The sequence below is a fragment of the Moorella thermoacetica genome, from assembly GCF_001267405.1.
Lineage (GTDB): Bacteria > Bacillota > DSM-521 > Neomoorellales > Neomoorellaceae > Neomoorella > Neomoorella thermoacetica.
In genome coordinates this window covers 1250781-1267889 of the sequence record NZ_CP012369.1, presented here as the reverse complement: position 1 = coordinate 1267889, position 17109 = coordinate 1250781, and the positions used below count along the sequence as shown (strand labels likewise).

General features: G+C 53.5%; 17 protein-coding genes. All 17 read left to right on the top strand.

Annotated elements, in window-relative coordinates; translation table 11 throughout:
• Positions 1 to 48: 48 nt before the first annotated feature.
• The 17 genes from MOTHE_RS06350 (at position 49) to MOTHE_RS06275 (ending at position 17098) form a co-directional block, all read left to right on the top strand.
• The gene (locus MOTHE_RS06350; protein WP_053094811.1) at positions 49 to 807 is read left to right on the top strand and encodes a DUF1614 domain-containing protein; all 759 of its coding nucleotides are present in this window, start codon (positions 49 to 51) and stop codon (positions 805 to 807) included.
• Positions 800 to 2092, top strand: coding sequence for a stage II sporulation protein P (gene spoIIP / locus MOTHE_RS06345; protein ID WP_011392839.1), 1293 nt, complete (start codon positions 800 to 802; stop codon positions 2090 to 2092). The genes MOTHE_RS06350 and spoIIP overlap by 8 nt, the downstream gene beginning before the upstream one ends.
• 1 nt (position 2093) lies before the next feature.
• Positions 2094 to 2561, top strand: a complete 468-nt coding sequence (locus tag MOTHE_RS06340) for a DUF3189 family protein (RefSeq protein ID WP_011392838.1) — start codon at positions 2094 to 2096, stop codon at positions 2559 to 2561.
• Positions 2558 to 3067 carry a DUF3189 family protein gene (locus MOTHE_RS06335; RefSeq protein WP_053094810.1) on the top strand — a complete coding sequence of 170 codons (510 nt, stop codon included), beginning with the start codon at positions 2558 to 2560 and terminating at the stop codon, positions 3065 to 3067. Before MOTHE_RS06340 ends, MOTHE_RS06335 begins: the two co-directional genes overlap by 4 nt.
• A 65-nt stretch (positions 3068 to 3132) precedes the next feature.
• Positions 3133 to 4464, top strand: a complete 1332-nt coding sequence (locus MOTHE_RS06330; RefSeq protein ID WP_011392836.1) for a DUF512 domain-containing protein — start codon at positions 3133 to 3135, stop codon at positions 4462 to 4464.
• 179 nt (positions 4465 to 4643) lie between these two features.
• Positions 4644 to 5960 (top strand): ribosome biogenesis GTPase Der, encoded by a 1317-nt coding sequence (der, locus tag MOTHE_RS06325; protein ID WP_011392835.1) that lies wholly within the window; start codon positions 4644 to 4646, stop codon positions 5958 to 5960.
• Positions 5961 to 5983: 23 nt separating this feature from the next.
• Entirely contained in the window at positions 5984 to 6568 is a 585-nt protein-coding gene (plsY, locus tag MOTHE_RS06320; RefSeq protein ID WP_011392834.1) for a glycerol-3-phosphate 1-O-acyltransferase PlsY, read from the top strand.
• Complete coding sequence (locus MOTHE_RS06315; RefSeq protein WP_011392833.1) at positions 6569 to 7576, top strand: NAD(P)H-dependent glycerol-3-phosphate dehydrogenase; 1008 nt, start codon at positions 6569 to 6571, stop codon at positions 7574 to 7576.
• Positions 7577 to 7814: 238 nt separating this feature from the next.
• A complete protein-coding gene (gene spoIVA / locus MOTHE_RS06310) occupies positions 7815 to 9293 on the top strand; it encodes a stage IV sporulation protein A (RefSeq protein ID WP_053094809.1) in 1479 nt (492 codons plus the stop codon).
• A 279-nt stretch (positions 9294 to 9572) separates the two neighbouring features.
• Complete coding sequence (locus tag MOTHE_RS06305) at positions 9573 to 10370, top strand: methyltetrahydrofolate cobalamin methyltransferase (protein ID WP_011392831.1); 798 nt, start codon at positions 9573 to 9575, stop codon at positions 10368 to 10370.
• 114 nt (positions 10371 to 10484) lie between these two features.
• Positions 10485 to 11657: a uroporphyrinogen decarboxylase family protein gene (locus tag MOTHE_RS06300; protein WP_011392830.1), complete on the top strand. Its 1173-nt coding sequence runs from the start codon at positions 10485 to 10487 to the stop codon at positions 11655 to 11657.
• A gap of 17 nt (positions 11658 to 11674) precedes the next feature.
• Positions 11675 to 11848 carry a hypothetical protein gene (locus MOTHE_RS13565; RefSeq protein WP_165442561.1) on the top strand — a complete coding sequence of 58 codons (174 nt, stop codon included), beginning with the start codon at positions 11675 to 11677 and terminating at the stop codon, positions 11846 to 11848.
• Positions 11849 to 11892: 44 nt separating this feature from the next.
• The gene (locus MOTHE_RS06295) at positions 11893 to 12516 is read left to right on the top strand and encodes a cobalamin B12-binding domain-containing protein (RefSeq protein ID WP_011392829.1); all 624 of its coding nucleotides are present in this window, start codon (positions 11893 to 11895) and stop codon (positions 12514 to 12516) included.
• A 162-nt stretch (positions 12517 to 12678) separates the two neighbouring features.
• Positions 12679 to 13896, top strand: a complete 1218-nt coding sequence (locus tag MOTHE_RS06290) for an MFS transporter (protein ID WP_011392828.1) — start codon at positions 12679 to 12681, stop codon at positions 13894 to 13896.
• Positions 13897 to 14044: 148 nt separating this feature from the next.
• Positions 14045 to 15361, top strand: coding sequence for a uroporphyrinogen decarboxylase family protein (locus tag MOTHE_RS06285; protein WP_053094807.1), 1317 nt, complete (start codon positions 14045 to 14047; stop codon positions 15359 to 15361).
• Between the two features lie 275 nt (positions 15362 to 15636).
• The gene (locus tag MOTHE_RS06280) at positions 15637 to 16362 is read left to right on the top strand and encodes a DUF1638 domain-containing protein (RefSeq protein WP_011392826.1); all 726 of its coding nucleotides are present in this window, start codon (positions 15637 to 15639) and stop codon (positions 16360 to 16362) included.
• Positions 16363 to 16366: 4 nt separating this feature from the next.
• Complete coding sequence (locus MOTHE_RS06275) at positions 16367 to 17098, top strand: GntR family transcriptional regulator (RefSeq protein WP_011392825.1); 732 nt, start codon at positions 16367 to 16369, stop codon at positions 17096 to 17098.
• The last annotated feature ends 11 nt before the right edge of the window (positions 17099 to 17109 follow it).

Genomic DNA, 17109 nt, shown 5'->3' with positions numbered 1-17109 from the left:
TATATTTTTATCCTGGCGGGGAAATCTATCCTTGAAAGGAGGATTTCCATGACGGGATATACTATTGGCGTCTTATTGCTGGTACTCGTCTTTGGCTTGGTCTATTTTGGTCTGGCCCACCGGGTCCTGGATCGTCTTTATTTAAATGATCGCACGGCCCTGGCCCTTATTGTGGCCATGATCGTGGGCAGCTTTATAAACATCCCCCTGACCAGCAGCCGCGTTGTTACCTCCATAAACGTCGGCGGGGCCTTAATACCCCTGGGGCTGGCCATCTATATTCTCTACCGCGCCGGTAGCGTCCGGGAAGTGGGGCGGGCCTTGCTGGGAGCTGTTATCACCGCCGTCGTCCTCTTCGGCATTACCTACATTACCCGCGGCAGGGAAGCATGGAATGTCTACGCTCTTAACCTCCTGGATCCTCTTTATTATTACCCCCTGGTGGCAGGCTTCGTCGCCTACTTGGTCGGCCGTTCCCGCCGGGCGGCTTTTGTGGGCGCCATCCTGGGGGTGCTATTCCTGAATATAATCGACCTTATCTTTTACCTGCGCCTGGGTCTCCGGGGGACAGTGGCCTTTGGCGGGGCCGGGATTATAGATGCCACCTTTATGGCCGCCGTAGTGGCGGTCTTGCTGGCAGAATTGATCGGTGAAGTCCGGGAAAGGATGCAGGGTGGGCCGGAGCTGGCAGGTCATTCCCGTTCCTTGCTTGCCGGGCTCAAAGGGCCATCCCTGAAACGTACGCCGGCTGATATAGATATAAATCGAGATGGCCTCAGGAATGAAGGGGGCGAGGGTAATGGGTAAAGCCAGCCGGTCTTGGCGAATCCGGGGTAGCCTGGGCCTGCTGGTCCTGGCCCTGGTACTGGTAGGAGTCGTGTATACCCGGAGCCAGCAGCAGGGGACGGCTGTCCGTGTCTTCAGCCTGGCCGAGTTATTGCCGGGGAACCACACCACCGGGCAATATTCAATCTTGGTTGATGAACAGGGCCGGGTCCTGGATATGATGGCCCGCCGGATATATATCCACGATGAATTTATCTCAGCCGATAACCGTCGTTACCGGGTAATTCGCATTGAAGGTAATAAAGGCATCTGCCGGGAAATAGGGGTGGAGCAGATTTCCCAGGAGGATACCGGGGTTCCCGCCCAGGCAGGCCAAACCATGCCCGGCGATGGAACTAATCCGGTCCAGGCTGCCGGTAGCCAGATAATTGGCGTATATCACTCCCATGATGATGAATCCTACGTTCCCTCCGACGGTAGCCAGAGTATCCCCGGGAACGGTGGCGTTTTAAGGGTAGGGAGCGCTTTTGCTGATCGTTTACGCAGCCTGGGCTTGACGGTCGTTCACGACACGACCTCCCATGCCCCCCATGATGACGGCGCCTACCGGCGCTCCCGCCGGACGGCCATGTCCTTAATGCAGAGGGGAGCGGCAGCCTTATTTGATATCCACCGGGACGGTGTACCGGATCCAACCTTTTACCGCCGGACCATCAACGGCCAGGATGTAACTATGGTCCGCCTGGTGGTGGGACGGGAAAACCAAAACATGAGCGCCAACCTGGACTATGCCAAAAGACTAAAGGCAGCAGCCGATGCCCGTTATCCCGGCTTAATCTGGGGGATATTCATCGGCGCTGGCAGCTATAACCAGGACCTCTCGCCAAGGGCGATATTGCTGGAAGCAGGTAGTCATACCAATACGCTGCAGGAAGCAGAACGGGGCGTCACCCTTTTTGCCGACGTCGTGCCGCCGGTCCTGGGGTTTGCCGCCCGGCCCGCTGCTGCCCGTACGCCCAGTACGGCCGCCGACTGGAGGGGAGTCCTCTACGTCCTCCTGGCCTTTGTAATCGGTGGCGGTGCCTTTCTCCTGATTTCCGCCGGTAGCTGGGAGAAGGCCGTTGCCCGGGTGAAGCAGTTTACCTCTATAGAATGGGTTAACCTGCTGGGCTGGCGGCAGCTGCGCAAACCCGGAGTTGACCGGAACAAAATAACAGGCCGGGAAAGGGAGGCGGTCGAACTGGCGCCAGTCCCCCCTCGGGAATTGGAAGCCAATGACGAGCGGGCCGACTGGCAAAAGGACTGAGATGAAGGTTATCTACCATTGCTTTGGCGGTTCCCATTCCTCGGTAACGGCAGCAGCCATCCACCTGGGGCTGCTGCCCCGCGACCGGTTACCTGCGGCAGCGGAACTCATGTCCCTGCCGTATTTTGATGCCCGGAGCCGGGGGGAAGAAGGGGAAATAAAATACATGGGTATTGACCCCTACGGTAATAACGTTTATGCCGCCGGTAAAAAGAACCTGGGTAGCCGTTTCGAGGCCCTCCTTTACGACCTGGCGGCAGCCCTGGGCCTGCCCAGGCAGGAATTGCTCCTCCTCAATACCTCCCCTTTTGTAAACCGTTTAATGGTGCTGGGAGGATTTACTTCCCGTCGCCTGGGTATGACCATCCCCGGCCGGCCCATAGTCATCCTGGGCACCAGGCGTGCCTATTTCCAGCTGGTCGAATTTGTCGACCAGCATCGCCCTCTGTGGGAGGGAAACAGGAGATGATGGTCATTTACGCCTGTTTTAGCGGCACCCATGCCGGGGTGATTGCTGCTGCCCTACACCTGGGCTGGCTTACCCCGGCCTATTTACCTGACTGGAGGCAATTAAAAAAGCTCCCCCATTTTGATGCCCCTGAAGGTCAGGGTAGCCTGCGCTACCTGGGCCGTGACAGTGCCGGCACGTCTGTATATACGGCAGCCGTGGGCCACGACGGCGAGACGGCCCGGCGGGCGGTGGCGACTTTCCTTAGGATCATGGGCCGGGAACAGGGGGAAATAATATGGGTGGACGTATCCCGCCGGGTTTCGCTGCTATGGCGCCTGGGCGGCTTCTGCCGACGCTACCCCCACCTGGCAGCACCGGGCCGCTGGTTATTATGCTGGAGTCTCAGGCGTGATTACCCCACCATGGTTGCCCTGGCAAAAGAATCCAGACGGCGAGTTACCGGGGACCCAGGCAGCCCGGCTCTGGCACCCATGATTAGGACCCGGTTCCAGGCAAAAACTTGACGGCTGGGGTAAAATATTGGATAATTAAGGCGAAAGTATGAAGCGAGTCGGGGAGCTGAGTTTTTTTGCCCACTAAGAGGGGCCGGATAATTGCCGTCCGGCCGGATAGTATTGCCGCTGAGCTAGGAATTAACCCGGGCGATGAGGTGGTAGCCATCAATGGAGAACCTGTGCCCGACCTCATTGCCTACCGTTACCTCTGTGCCGATGAAAACCTCCAGGTTGAAATAAAAAAGGCTGATGGCGAGACCTGGCTGCTGGATATTGAAAAGGATTACGGCGAAGACCTGGGACTGGAGTTTTCCGGTCCAACATTTGACGGCCTACGCCACTGCGCCAACAAATGCCTCTTCTGCTTCGTCGATCAAATGCCCGCCGGCCTGCGGCCGGGCCTTTATATCAAAGACGACGATTACCGCTATTCCTTCTTACACGGTAATTTTATCACCCTTACCAACCTGAAACCAGGGGACTGGGATTATATCCTGCGCTGGCACCTCAGCCCCCTCTATATATCCGTCCATACCACCAATCCGGAACTGCGGCGGCATATCCTGGGCAACCCTCGGGCTGGAGCCATCATGGACCAGCTTGGTCGCCTGGCCGCAGGCGGTATCCAGATGCATACCCAGATTGTCCTCTGCCCGGGGCTGAACGACGGCCCGGAGCTGGAGCGCACGGTCAAGGACTTAAGCCGGCTTTTCCCGGCGGTACAGTCCATCGCCGTGGTTCCGGTGGGCCTGACTGCAGAGCGAGAAGGGCTATTTCCTTTGAGGCGGGTAACCCCGGGCGAGGCCAGGGAAATAGTGACCCGAATAGAGGAATGGCAGTCCAGCTTCCGGCAAAGCTTTGGCCGGGGCCTGGTCTACGGGGCCGATGAACTCTACCTCCTGGCAGGGATACCCCTGCCTGCGGCGGCTTATTATGACGATTTTCCCCAGACAGAGAACGGCATCGGTATCACCCGCCTCTTTCTGGATGAGTATGAAGTCGCGGTCAAGAAAATCCCGCGGGCCCTGACCGGGCCGCGCCGGGTAGTCGTCGCCACCGGGGTCCTGATAGCTCCTCTCCTGACCAGGCTGGTTCAACGGCTGGTAGCGGGGGTCACCAACCTGGAGGCCAGGGTGGTTGCGGTACCCAATCGTTTCTTCGGGCCAAAGGTGACTGTAGCCGGGCTCCTCACCGGCCAGGATCTACTGGCCGAACTGGGGGAGGCCGCCTCCTGGGCCCGGGAAAAGAAGGGCCTGGTTATCCTACCGGACGTTATGTTGAAAAGCGATGCACCGGTTTTCCTGGACGACCGGACGCCAGCAATGCTTGCCAGGGAATTAGGAGTACGGGTAGAGATTATCCCGGCTACAGGGGAAGGACTGGTAGCGGGGATATTAGAGGTATAGCGGAGCAACCAGCGCCGGGTAAAACCCGCCCTCCCTGCCTATAACGAATTCTTCGCTCCAACCCCCGCTTCAAACAAGGGCCAGCACGTTATTTTTCGTTCCCTGGTGGTGCCGCCTGAGTTGCGGATGGATATATCCCCACCAACAGGAGTAGATGGTATTTTGTGGAGGAATCCTTATTGCCTAAACCAATAGTTGCCATCATCGGTCGACCTAATGTTGGCAAATCAACCCTTTTTAACCGTATCACCGGCGGGCGGGTGGCCATCGTCGAGGATACTCCCGGGGTTACAAGGGACCGCCTGTACCGGGACGCCGAGTGGTGCGGTCGCCAGTTCACCTTGGTAGATACCGGAGGTATTGCCACCCACCAGGATGACCCCCTGGTGGCCAGGGTCAGGAGCCAGGCCGAACAGGCCCTCAAGGAAGCTGACGTAATCATCTTCCTGGTAGACAGCCGGACGGGAATCACGGCTGATGATGAGGAGATAGCCGCTCTTTTACGCCGTTCTGACCGGCCGGTGATCCTGGTAGCCAATAAAGTCGAAGACTTCAGTGACCCCACTGTGACCCATGAGTTTTACCGGTTGGGATTGGGTGACCCTGTGCCCATCTCAGCAGCCCACGGTTTGAATACCGGCGACCTCCTGGACAGGGTGGTGGAGCTTTTGCCGGCAGTACCCGCCGGCGAAGAAGGGGACGCCTTGAAGGTAGCCATAGTAGGGAGGCCGAACGTGGGCAAGTCCTCCCTGGTAAATCGCCTGCTGGGAGAAGAACGGGTGATTGTCAGCGACCTGCCAGGAACTACCCGGGACGCCGTTGATACATACATTCGCCGTGGCGAAAGGGAATACATCCTCATCGACACTGCCGGTATGAGACGTAAGAGCCGGATTACCGTACCCACCGAGCGTTACAGTGTCCTGCGAGCCCTGAGGGCCGTGGAACGGGCCGATGTCGTCCTGGTGATCCTGGACGGTACCGAGGGCGTGACGGAACAGGATAAAAAGATTGCCGGTTATGGGCACGAAAAGGGCAAGGCGACTATAATAGTAGTAAACAAGTGGGATCTGGTGCCCAAAGATGAACGGACCATGGACCATTACCGGGAAGCCGTCCGGCAGGAGCTCAGCTTTATGGCCTACGCCCCGGTATTATTTATCTCCGCCCTGACAGGTCAACGGGTAGACCAGGTCCTGATGACCATCGACGCCGTTGGCGAAGCGGCCAACCGGCGCGTTGCTACCGGAACATTGAATGCTGTCGTCCGGGAGGCGGTGCTGCTGACGCCGCCACCTTCGGTGAAAGGGCAGGAGGTCAAGATCTATTACGCTACCCAGGTTAAGGTTAAGCCGCCGACCTTTGTCTTCTTTACTAATCGCCCCGAAGGCGTCCATTTCTCTTACCAGCGCTACCTGGAAAACCAGTTGCGACAGGCCTTCGGTTTTGAAGGTACACCAATCCGTTTGATTTTCCGGCGCGGCAGGGAACGTTAAAGCCGGTGAGGGAGGGGAAATTGATGTGGCTGCTGGCCCTGGTAGTGGCCTACCTGATTGGGTCCATTCCCACCGCCTACGTTGTAGGTCGTTATTTATACGGCTTTGACATCCGGCGGCGGGGTAGCGGTAATGTCGGGGCTACCAACACCCTGCGAACCATGGGTACTATTCCCGGCCTGGTGGTCCTGGGGGTCGACGCCTTAAAGGGTGTCCTGGCTGTCTTGCTGGGGCAGGCCTTAGGCGGTCCGGTACTGGTCATCCTGGCGGCCCTGATGGCCATCGTCGGCCATAACTGGTCTATTTTTCTGGAATTCCAGGGAGGCCGGGGGGTGGCAACAACCGCCGGGGCCCTGCTGGCCATGGCCCCGCTGGCTCTCTTCTGGGCCTTTTTAATCTGGCTGGCCGTAGTAATCTTTTCCCGTTACATTTCCCTGGGGTCTATCGTAGCTGCAGCCGTAGCGCCTTTTTTAGTAATATATTTTCACCGCCCCTGGCCCTACGTCCTGTTTACCTTTGTGGCGGCAGCCCTGGTAATCTACCGTCACCGGCCAAACATTAAACGCCTGCTGGCAGGTACCGAACACAAACTGGGGGAGCGAAGCTAAGTGAAGGAAAGTATAGCCGTTCTTGGCGCCGGCAGCTGGGGGACGGCCCTGGCCGTACTACTGGCCCATAAGGGCTTCAGGGTCAACCTCTGGGCCCGGCGGCCGGAACTGGCGACGGCTTTAAGGGAAACTGGAGAAAACAAAACCTATCTACCGGGAGTGAGATTAACTGGGACGATTATTCCCACGGCCGATCTGCCTGCGGCTGTCAAAGGCGCAGGGCTGGTGGTCTTGAGCGTACCCTCCCATGCCGTCCGTTCGACGGCCCGGCTTCTCAAACCCTTTTTGCCTAAGGGAACCGTTGTTGTCAATACAGCCAAGGGCCTGGAGTTGGAGACGAAAAAACGTTTATCCCAGGTTCTGGTTGAAGAAGGCCTGGACCGGGTAGCCGTTCTATCCGGCCCCAGTCATGCTGAGGAAGTCGGGCGTGGCCTGCCGACTACGGTTGTGGTTGCTGCTGCTGACCGGGAGACGGCCGAATATGTCCAGGACGTTTTTATGGACCCGACCTTCCGGGTCTATACCAACCCTGACATTATAGGTGTAGAATTCGGGGGAGCTTTAAAGAATATCATTGCCCTGGCCACCGGCATGGCCGACGGCCTGGGCCTGGGTGATAATACCCGGGCCGCCCTGATGACCAGGGGTATGGCGGAGATTGCCCGCCTGGGTGTCGCCCTGGGGGGCAAAGTCTTGACCTTTGCCGGTTTGAGCGGTATCGGCGATTTGATTGTAACCTGCACCTCCATGTACAGTCGCAATCGCCGCGCCGGCATCCTCCTGGGCAAGGGTCAATCCCTGGAAGAGGTCCTGGACGCGGTGGGCATGGTGGTGGAGGGTGTCCGGACCACGGCCGCGGCTCGGGAACTGGCCTGCCAGCATGGCATCAAAATGCCCATCACCGAAGAGATCTACCAGGTGCTTTATAAGGGTAAACCCGTGGGCGATTGTGTCGCCGCCCTGATGGAACGGCCCCGGACCCATGAAGTGGAGTCAGGCGACTGGTAAGGTCATTGCTGGAAACCCGCCCTTCAGGCGGGTCTTTTATTTTTACCCCGATATTCCTGCCTTTCCCGGTTCTTTTCGTGTGGCTGCCTGAATATATTCTTAAAAGGTTCCAGCGAGGTTGGCCCAAAAAAATTTCTTTTGGGTTATATTTTCTACGTTGAATCATATACATGTACTGTTAAAACATGCCAGTTGACTTTGAACGGAAAATTTCAGGCCTGGGGAGGGAGAATACGGGGTGAAAAAACGGGACATTTTCCGGGATATAACTGAACGTACCGGTGGCGATATTTATCTGGGTGTCATGGGGCCGGTACGCAGCGGCAAATCAACCTTCATCACGCAGTTCATGGAAAAGCTGGTACTACCGAACATTAAAAACCCTAATGATCGTGACCGGGCCAGGGATGAATTGCCCCAGAGCGGCGCCGGTCGCCTGATAATGACTACGGAGCCCAAGTTTATCCCCAATGAAGCGGTAGAAATCGCTATTCGCGAAGGGTTGAAGATGCGGGTCCGGCTGGTTGATTGCGTTGGCTACACCGTACCGGGGGCCCTGGGCTATGAGGATAATGAAGGTCCCCGGATGGTGCGGACGCCATGGTTTGAACACCCGGTACCCTTTCAGGAGGCAGCCGAAACCGGGACTCGCAAGGTCATTACCGACCACGCTACTATCGGCGTTGTCGTAACCACCGACGGCAGTATTACTGAAATACCGCGGCAGGATTATGTTGATGCCGAAGAAAGGGTTATCTGGGAACTCAAGGAACTGGGCAAACCCTTTGTCATTCTGCTCAATTCGGTTCACCCCCTGGCGGAAGAGACCATAGCCCTGGCCGGTGAGCTGGAAACAACCTACGACGTACCGGTACTCCCGGTGGACTGCCTGAACTTAACGGAAGATGACATCCTGCATATCATGGAAGAAGCCCTTTACGAATTCCCGGTGGCCGAGGTCAATGTCAACTTACCGCGCTGGGTGGACGAACTAGAAAGCGAACACTGGCTGCGACAGCAGCTGGAGAATGCCGTCCGGGAGGCGGTGGGTGAAGTCCGGCGCCTGCGGGATATCAACAACGCCATTGAAAAGCTCGGGGAGAATGAATATGTCTCCCGGGTCGCCTTGAAGGATATGGACCTGGGAACAGGCACGGCCCATATCGATATGGGCACCCGTGAGGGCCTTTTCCATCAGATTTTGCGGGAAATCAGCGGCCTGGACATCAGCGGTGATCAGGATATCGTCCGCTGGCTCCGGGAACTGGCCGGCATCAAGAAAGAGTGGGATAAGATCGCCTACGGTATCCAGGAGGTCCGCAATACCGGTTATGGTGTAGTGACGCCCACTGAAGATGAGATGGAACTGGCTGAACCAGAGCTTATCAAACAGGGCGGCCGCTCCGGGGTACGGCTCAAGGCCACGGCGCCGTCCTACCACTTCATCCGCGCCGACATCACCACCGAGGTGACGCCCATCATCGGCACCGAGAAGCAGTGCGAGGATCTGGTTAAGTATATCATGGAAGAGTTCGAGGATAACCCCCAGAAGATATGGCAGACCAACGTCTTTGGCAAATCCTTGAGCGACCTGGTCCGGGAGGGCATCCAGAGCAAGCTCTACCGCATGCCGGAAAACGCCCAGGTCAAACTCCAGGAGACGGTGGAGCGCATAGTCAATGACGGTGGCGGCGGGCTGATCTGCATTATAATTTAGGTTGGGCTAAAGACAAGCCGGGGAAAAACCCGGTTTATTTTTTTAATTATGGAAGCCTGCGGTGTTATTACCACAGGGAGGAAAGTATGCGCATAATAACTATAAAATTTTTTGTTTCCTCAAGCAGGAATTATCAAACATAAGTAGAATATATGTATAGACCGGTATACGAGGGGTGGCTTTAAACGGTTCTATTGCAAAAAACCTTGGGTAGCTATCCTGCATGAGGAATAGTTTCCGTAGAAACGCCTGAAACCAAATACATGGAGGGTACAGGAAATGTTAATCATCGGTGAAAAACTAAATAGCGCGATCCCCAGTGTCCGTCAAATCATTAATGACAAAAACGCCGCGGCCGTGCAGGACCTGGCCCGCAGGCAGGCGGAAGCGGGAGCAGATTACCTGGATCTAAATACCGCCCACTGTGACGAAGTGGCCGATATGGAGTGGCTTGTGCATACAGTGCAAGAAGTAACTGATGTACCTTTATGCATTGATAGCACAGCAGGGGAGGCAATAAAAAAGGGTCTGGAGACCGTCAAGGGCGATAAGAGCAAGGTGATAATCAACTCCATATCCATGGAAAAAAAGCGGCTGGAAGAAGTATTGCCACTTGTACTCGAATACCAGTGCCCGGTAATCGGCCTGACGGTTGACGACAATGGTATCCCGAAAACGGCTGAAGAAAGGATCAAGATAACTGAGGGACTGATAGAGACCCTGAGCAGGAAGAATTATGATTTGAGCAACCTGTATATCGATCCGCTGGTTCTCCCCCTGGCCGTAAACCACACCAACGCGGTGATGTTTTTCCAGTGCCTGAGGGAAATCAAGAGGTTATTTAAAGTGAAGACAGTATCCGGTTTAAGCAACATCTCGTTTAACATGCCGAAGAGGAAGCTCATCAACCGTTACTTCCTGACAATATGTATGGCGAGCGGCATGGACGCGGCCATTCTCGATCCCTTGGATGGAAAAATCATGACTGCAGTCACCACCACCGATTTACTGCTGGGTAACGACCGTTTCGGCAAGAACTTTTTAAAGGCATATCGTAAAGATTTGTTAGCGGATTAAAGTAATACAAATTTAGGGGGTGAAGTAATACGGTTGAGCAGGAGAAAGGAAAGCAAGAACTGATGTAGTGCATTATTAGAGGGACGGTATATAAGTAAAAGGAGGCATAAGAACATGAGCGATAAGGAAAAGCTTTATCAAGAGAGATTTAATCGTTACGCTACCGCCATGGAATGCGGTAAGCCCGACAAGGTTCCGGTTGTTTTTCCACTGGGCGAATGGGTGGTTAGGTACACAGATAGCACTATTCAAGAAGCATATTATGATTTCGATAAAGAAACAGAAATTATCTGCAATATTATTAAAGATCTTGATTTTGATATAATGTATGGCTCCCTCCTATTATGGTGGCCACCCATGTTTGATGCCCTTGGCTCCAAATACTATAAGTTCCCCGGCCTCAGACTGGAAGCGAACGTAGGTTATCAGTATGTAGAAGAAGAGTACATGAAACCCGAAGACTATGACGATTTTATCGCCAATCCTACCGCATGGCTGGCTACTAAATTTTTACCCCGTATCAGTGAGGAGTTTGCCGAACCGGGGTCATACCGGGCTACGGTGGCATTAATTAAGAGCGCCGCGGGATTTGCCATGGCCAATGCCAACGCGGCTATAAAAGGTGAAAAATTGGCAAAAGAATATGGTATAGTACCTTATGTGACGGGAATGACCAAAGCCCCGTTTGATACTCTGGGGGATGCCTTGCGGGGGATGAAAGGGATCTTGCTGGACCTTCGTCGGCGGCCCGACAAGGTTTTAGCCGCCTGCGAGGCGATCGTACCCCATAATATCGCCTATGCCAGGATTACCGCAGCAGGCGATACATCTCTGCCTGTGTTTGCCCCCCTTCATCGCGGGGCGTACCCGTTCCTGAGCATGGAACAGTGGGAAAAATTCTACTGGCCGTCCTGGAAAGCGGTTATCGAGGGCCTCTGGGCGCAGGGGAAGAGGACCTTTTTCTTCGCCGAAGGAGACTGGACGCCGTACCTGGAGAAGATAGCCGAGCTGCCCGAAAAAAGTATCGTCTTTATCATTGATAATACTGATGCCAAAAAAGCGAAGAAAATTCTCGGCGGTAAGTTCTGCCTGTGGGGTGGCGTTCCCACTACGCTTCTGACTTACGGTACGCCGGCACAAGTGAAGGATTGTGTGAAGCAGGCTATTGATGAACTGGCCTGTGACGGTGGCTTTGTCCTTGCACCGGGCGGGGTCGTTCTGGGTGATGCTAAGCGGGAAAACATCCTGGCGATGCTCGAAGCAGCAAGAGAATACGGGGTTTACTAAAAGAGGAGGGATAGTCAATGGCGGACAAAATGCAAATAGCCTTTGTTCCGGAAGCCGGTACTTGCGTGCCGTGGAAGGTTAAGAGGGAAGAGCTGGGGGAAATCCCCGGCAATGAGGAGATTGTAAAAAAAGAGTGGGAGAAACTCGAGGCCTTTGCCTACGCCTTTATCTGGTTCTGGGTACAGCGGTAGCCCGCAGAGATATTTAATTCTCTAGAATTAGGAGTGAGGTCTTTATGCTGACAGACACTTTATCAAAGGCAATGGCAGAACTAGAAGAAGAACAGGTACTCGCGCAGGTAAAAGAACGCCTGGGAGGGGGAGTCGCGCCCCTGGAGATTGTCAAAACCCTCCAGGAAGGCATGGTAGAAGTAGGCAACCGGTTTCAGTCGGGCGAGTATTTTCTGAGCGAATTAATAATGGCAGGCGAGATAATGAAGGGCGCCATGGATATTTTAGAACCACACCTGGGGGGAGAAAGTGGAGAACACAAAGGAACCATAGTGATCGGCACAGTGAAGGGAGATATCCACGACCTGGGCAAGAATATAGTCATCATGCTGCTAAAAGGGGCGGGGTATAAAGTAGTCGACCTGGGAGTGGATGTACCGAAGGAGAAGTTTGTTGAAGCCCTGCAGGAAACGAAGGCGCCCCTGGTAGGCATGAGCGTGCTCTTAACCAGTTGCCAGGAGGCGATGAAAGAAACCATCGAAGCGATCCGGGGTGCAGGTCTGGATACGAGGGTGGTTATTGGAGGCAACTATATAGACGAAACCGTGAAGAATTATGTAGGAGCGGACTATTATGCCACCACGGCCACCGATGGAGTAAAAGTGGCGGCGGAAGTGTTCGGAGCATAGTGTTAATGCACGGAAGGTTGGCAACGATAAAGGAATGGGGCCTGAAAAATGGCCCCCATTCTTTGTTAATCCAAATGATATATTAGCTGATAATTTCCATAGGGGAACATTTTTAAAGTTTTCAGGTTTAATTTAAGGATATATAAGGAGTGAGTATACCTGGTGAAAGAAGTTTCTAAGCCATTGTTATCTCCATATCGATGGGTAATTCTAATTGTAATGTGGTTTGCTATATTTGTCGGGGTCGTCACTCAGTTTCAGGTCGCTGCCCTGGCATATAAGATTATTCCGCTTTTCAAGCTTAACTCAAGGCAATTTGCCATGATCTTTTCAGCTCCCATGTTATCAGCAGTATTTCTTAGTCTTGTGGCAGGAGCATTGGCAGATAAATTTGGTGTGAAGGCAATCGTCTCCAGCGGGTTTGTTTTTTCCATATTAGGAGTCTTTTTCCGGTATTCAGCTCATGATTTTAAGGAATTGTTTATTTTAATGTTCTTATCGGGCATTAGTTCAGCTGTCTTGAACGCCAATGCCTCCAAACTGCTTGGCGCATGGTTTCCTAAAGAGCAAATGGGAACCGCTATGGGAATTTATTTTTCGGCTAGTTATACCGGGATGGGTATCGCTTTAGCCACCTCTGCCTTGTTTCCAACAATTAAAAGCGCTTTTCTCACTGCAGGTTTCCTCATGACAGGCGTATGGATTTTATGGATGGCGTTTATAAAGGCCAAGCCAGAGGGGGCACCTGATTTGCCGTTCATGCCTGTTACAAGGTATATTGGTGTAGCTGCTAGAAGCAGGAACGTGTGGATGGTCGGCGTAGTAATGATGTTTTTTATGGGTGCAACCATAGCATTTTCTGGCTTTCTCCCCAATGCCCTCCATGAGGTGCGGGGATTGAACCCGATAGAAGCCGGCTTGATAGCCTCTATTGTTACATTTACAAATATTATTGGCAGTATTATAGGCCCGGTAATCTCCGACTATACTGGTAAGATCAAGCCATTCCTGGCACCTGTGGCTTTGTTGGCAGCTTTTGTTATGTACACTTCCTGGCTTGTGCTTCCAGGAGTGAGTATGTGGGCATTGCTTGCCCTTACCGGAATCTTGACGGGCATCATCGCACCGTTACTTATGGCATTCCCCATGTTACTACCCGAAATAGGCCCTGTATATGCCGGAAGCGCCGGAGGAATCATCGCTACCCTCCAACTTATCGGTGCATTTTTCATTCCATCTTTTATTATCGCCCCTTTAGCAGGCCAGAATTATAACATGTTATTTGCTTTGAGTAGTTTTTGTATGTTAATTTCTGGCGCTGTGACTTTATTTCTTCCGGAACTAGGCTTTAAAGCCCGGAAGGATACAAAAGATAGCTAAATTTCGAGCAACATCTATAGAAAATTTAGTAGACGCCAAACCAGGGCGTCTACTAATGTGTTCTTATGTTAAAGGCAGGCATTGCCTTAAATATAATTTAATTGTAAAATGTTTATAGATCTTGCAGCTTTTCGGGTGGGGGAAATTAATGACGCCGGAAGAAAAGCAGGAGCAAATGTTCGCCTCATGGCTTTCGGGACGGGGCTTCCCGTTTGTTAGCCCGGAAGCAGAAAAGGGTTATAAAGAAAGGGTAAGCCGGCTGAAATCCGCTATTCAATTGCAGAAGGTGCCGGATCGAGTGTCGGTATGCCCAATTACCGGTTTTTTCCCTGCTTACTACGGCGGAATGACGGTTAAGGAAGCAATGTATGATTATGATAGAGCGGCAGCGGCCTGGAAGAAATATGTTCTGGATTTTGCACCGGATGCCTATTTAGGCCTCTTCCTGGATCCGCCGGGCAGATTTTTTGAAATCCTCGACTATAAATTATATAAATGGCCGGGTCACGGTACCCCTCCGGATACATCTTATCAGTGCCACGAGGCTGAGTACATGAAGGCCGATGAATATAATGCATTGATACAAGATCCCTCCGATTTTTGGGTTAGGATTTACCTTCCCCGCATCTTTGGCGCACTTAAACCCTTAGAGAAATTAGCCCCCCTCACCGACGTCGTGGAAATAGTGATGACCTGCGGCAGTTTTCTGCCCTTCGGGTTGCCCGAGGTCCAGGAGGCTTTAAGGGCCTTTATTGCAGCGGGTAATGAGGTTCGTCGCTGGGCGGGCATGCTGCGCGCCGTGGATCAAGCGCTGCAAGGGCAGGGGTTTCCTGCCTTTCTTGGTGGGGTTAGCAAGGCTCCCTTTGATATCATCGGCGACACCCTTAGAGGCACTTATGGGATCATGCTGGATATGTATAGACAACCAGAGAAACTGCAGGAGGCCCTTGAAGCCGTTACCCCCCTCGCCATAAGGATGGGGGTGGCTTCGGCCAAGGCTGCCGGCCATCCCTTGGTATTTATGCCCCTCCATAAAGGTGCTGACGGTTTTCTGTCAGATAAGCAGTACAGGACTTTTTATTGGCCAACGTTAAAGAAAGTTATTACAGGCTTAATTGAAGAAGGGCTAGTACCCTTCCTGTTTGCCGAAGGCAGCTATAATTCCCGTTTAGAAGTCATTCGCGATTTACCGAAGGGAAAAACAGTATGGCTGTTTGATGATACCGATATGGCCAGAGCTAAAGAAATTCTGGGAGATATAGCGTGTATCGCCGGGAATGTACCCATTACCCTGTTAAGCCTTGGAACACCGGAAGAAATAAAAGAATACTGCAAGCAGCTGATAAAAACTGCCGGTAAGGATGGAGGTTTTATACTGAGCTCTGGAGCGACAATCGATAATATAAAGCCGGAAAACCTGCGGGCGTTAATTGAGTCTGCCAGGGAGTTCGGCAGCTACTCCTAAACCCCTACCCATGCCGATTTTACCGCGACAGTAGTTCGTCTTGCCCTTTTTCGGCGCTTCCGGGATACTTAAACCTGGCTCCGTCTGATCTATAATTCTAGTGACGGCCGTTACCAGGATGCCTGGTGGTAAAGCAAGCCCCCTCTTAAGCCACAGAGCACCAATTTTGGCTAGCTTAAACATCCGGAGCCGGAAGCCTGTACTCCCAAGCCCGCAAGAAACCAACCAATAATCGCCTGATTTGGCACAACCCTAGTCTAAGAGGAGGCAATTTTTTGCGCAGCCTGATTATCGCCTGCCGGGTCATGGAAGACGAACTCCTCTCTCTGGCCACCGGTCGTGAGGATCTGCTTTTCCTCGATCAGGGCCTGCATCGTTCTCCAGAACGATTGCGGCAGGCCCTTCAGGAAGCTATTAACGCTGCTAATGACTACGATCTTATCCTCCTGGGTTATGGGCTCTGCGGCGGAGCATTGGACGGCCTGCGTACTGGTTCCTGCCCCGTCATCATACCTAAAGTTGATGACTGCATTCCTTTGCTTTTAGGATCCGTCGCGGCAAGGGCGCGTTGGCCGACCGGTACCTACTTTTTATCATCTGGATGGCTGGCCGGGGAAGAAAATATGGTCCGGGAATACCAGCGTTGCCTGGAGCGCTACGGAGAAGAGCGCGGGCGCTGGATTTTAAAACAGCTTTATTGTCATTACCAAAACGTGGTTTTTATCAAGACCGATTTCGGGCAGGGCACCCGCTCCGCCGGGGTGGACCGGCAGGTTAAGCCGGCCTCCGCTGCCTCTTCCCGGTTGTTGCACCCTGCGGCCCTGGCGATGGCCCGGCAACTGGCTGCAAACCTGGGACTGACTTATGAGGTATATCAGGGGAACAGCCTTTACCTGCAAAGATTGATCCAGGGTCCCTGGGAGGACGACTTTCTAAAAGTGGAACCCCGGCAAGAAATATCTATTAGAGTTTTCAGGAACCCAGAGGCAGGTGAAAAATGAAAAAATGGTCATCGATAAAAATTCTTTCATCCCGCCCTATTATCAATTAGCGCAGATACTTGAACAGCAGATTAGATCGGGTCAATACCGTCCCGGCGATACTCTCCCTTCAGAGGCAGAATTGAGCGAAAAATACGGCCTCAGCCGGATGACGGTACGTCGCAGCCTGAGTCAACTGGCCCGGGCCGGGTTAATTTACAGCGAACAGGGGAAGGGTACTTTTGTCTCGCGCCCCCGCCTCGACCGGGCGGTTTTCGTCATGGAGGAGTTTCATACGGAGATGGCCGCCCGGGGGTTAGTCTCCAGCGTCCGCCTCATGGAGGCCAGGGTGGTACCAGCCCCGCAAAAGGCCGCGACCAAACTCCAGGTGCCGGTAGGAGAGAAGGTCCTGTACATTCGCCGCTCCCTCTTGGCGGACGGCGAGCCGATGGCCTACGACCGTAAGTACCTGCGCTATGATCGTGGTCGGCCGATCCTTGAAAATGAGCTCCAGTACCAGGCTCTACCGGAAATGGTGGAAAAACATGGCGAGGTACTGCCGGTAAGCAGTCAGATGACCCTGCAGGCAACAGTTCTAAATGAAGAAGAAGCCCGTGCCCTGCGCGTTGCTCCGGGAACGCCAGCTTTTTTACTGGAACAAATTCTTTTTGATAATACGGAAAGGCCGGTGGGGTGGGGATGGTGCCTGTACCGCGGCGACAGGTACCAGTTAAGCTCCCAGTCGCCTATTTTCTAATTTACACCAAA

Excerpts from the sequence above, each read along its gene's own strand:
- MOTHE_RS06300 (WP_011392830.1), top strand. The coding sequence starts at position 10,485 with ATGAGCGATAAGGAAAAGCTTTATCAAGAGAGATTTAATCGTTACGCT.
- plsY (WP_011392834.1), top strand. The coding sequence starts at position 5,984 with ATGTGGCTGCTGGCCCTGGTAGTGGCCTACCTGATTGGGTCCATTCCC.
- MOTHE_RS06275 (WP_011392825.1), top strand. The coding sequence starts at position 16,367 with ATGGTCATCGATAAAAATTCTTTCATCCCGCCCTATTATCAATTAGCG.
- spoIIP (WP_011392839.1), top strand. The coding sequence starts at position 800 with ATGGGTAAAGCCAGCCGGTCTTGGCGAATCCGGGGTAGCCTGGGCCTG.
- MOTHE_RS06285 (WP_053094807.1), top strand. The coding sequence starts at position 14,045 with ATGACGCCGGAAGAAAAGCAGGAGCAAATGTTCGCCTCATGGCTTTCG.
- MOTHE_RS06335 (WP_053094810.1), top strand. The coding sequence starts at position 2,558 with ATGATGGTCATTTACGCCTGTTTTAGCGGCACCCATGCCGGGGTGATT.
- MOTHE_RS06340 (WP_011392838.1), top strand. The coding sequence starts at position 2,094 with ATGAAGGTTATCTACCATTGCTTTGGCGGTTCCCATTCCTCGGTAACG.
- MOTHE_RS06350 (WP_053094811.1), top strand. The coding sequence starts at position 49 with ATGACGGGATATACTATTGGCGTCTTATTGCTGGTACTCGTCTTTGGC.
- MOTHE_RS13565 (WP_165442561.1), top strand. The coding sequence starts at position 11,675 with ATGGCGGACAAAATGCAAATAGCCTTTGTTCCGGAAGCCGGTACTTGC.
- MOTHE_RS06305 (WP_011392831.1), top strand. The coding sequence starts at position 9,573 with ATGTTAATCATCGGTGAAAAACTAAATAGCGCGATCCCCAGTGTCCGT.
- MOTHE_RS06295 (WP_011392829.1), top strand. The coding sequence starts at position 11,893 with ATGCTGACAGACACTTTATCAAAGGCAATGGCAGAACTAGAAGAAGAA.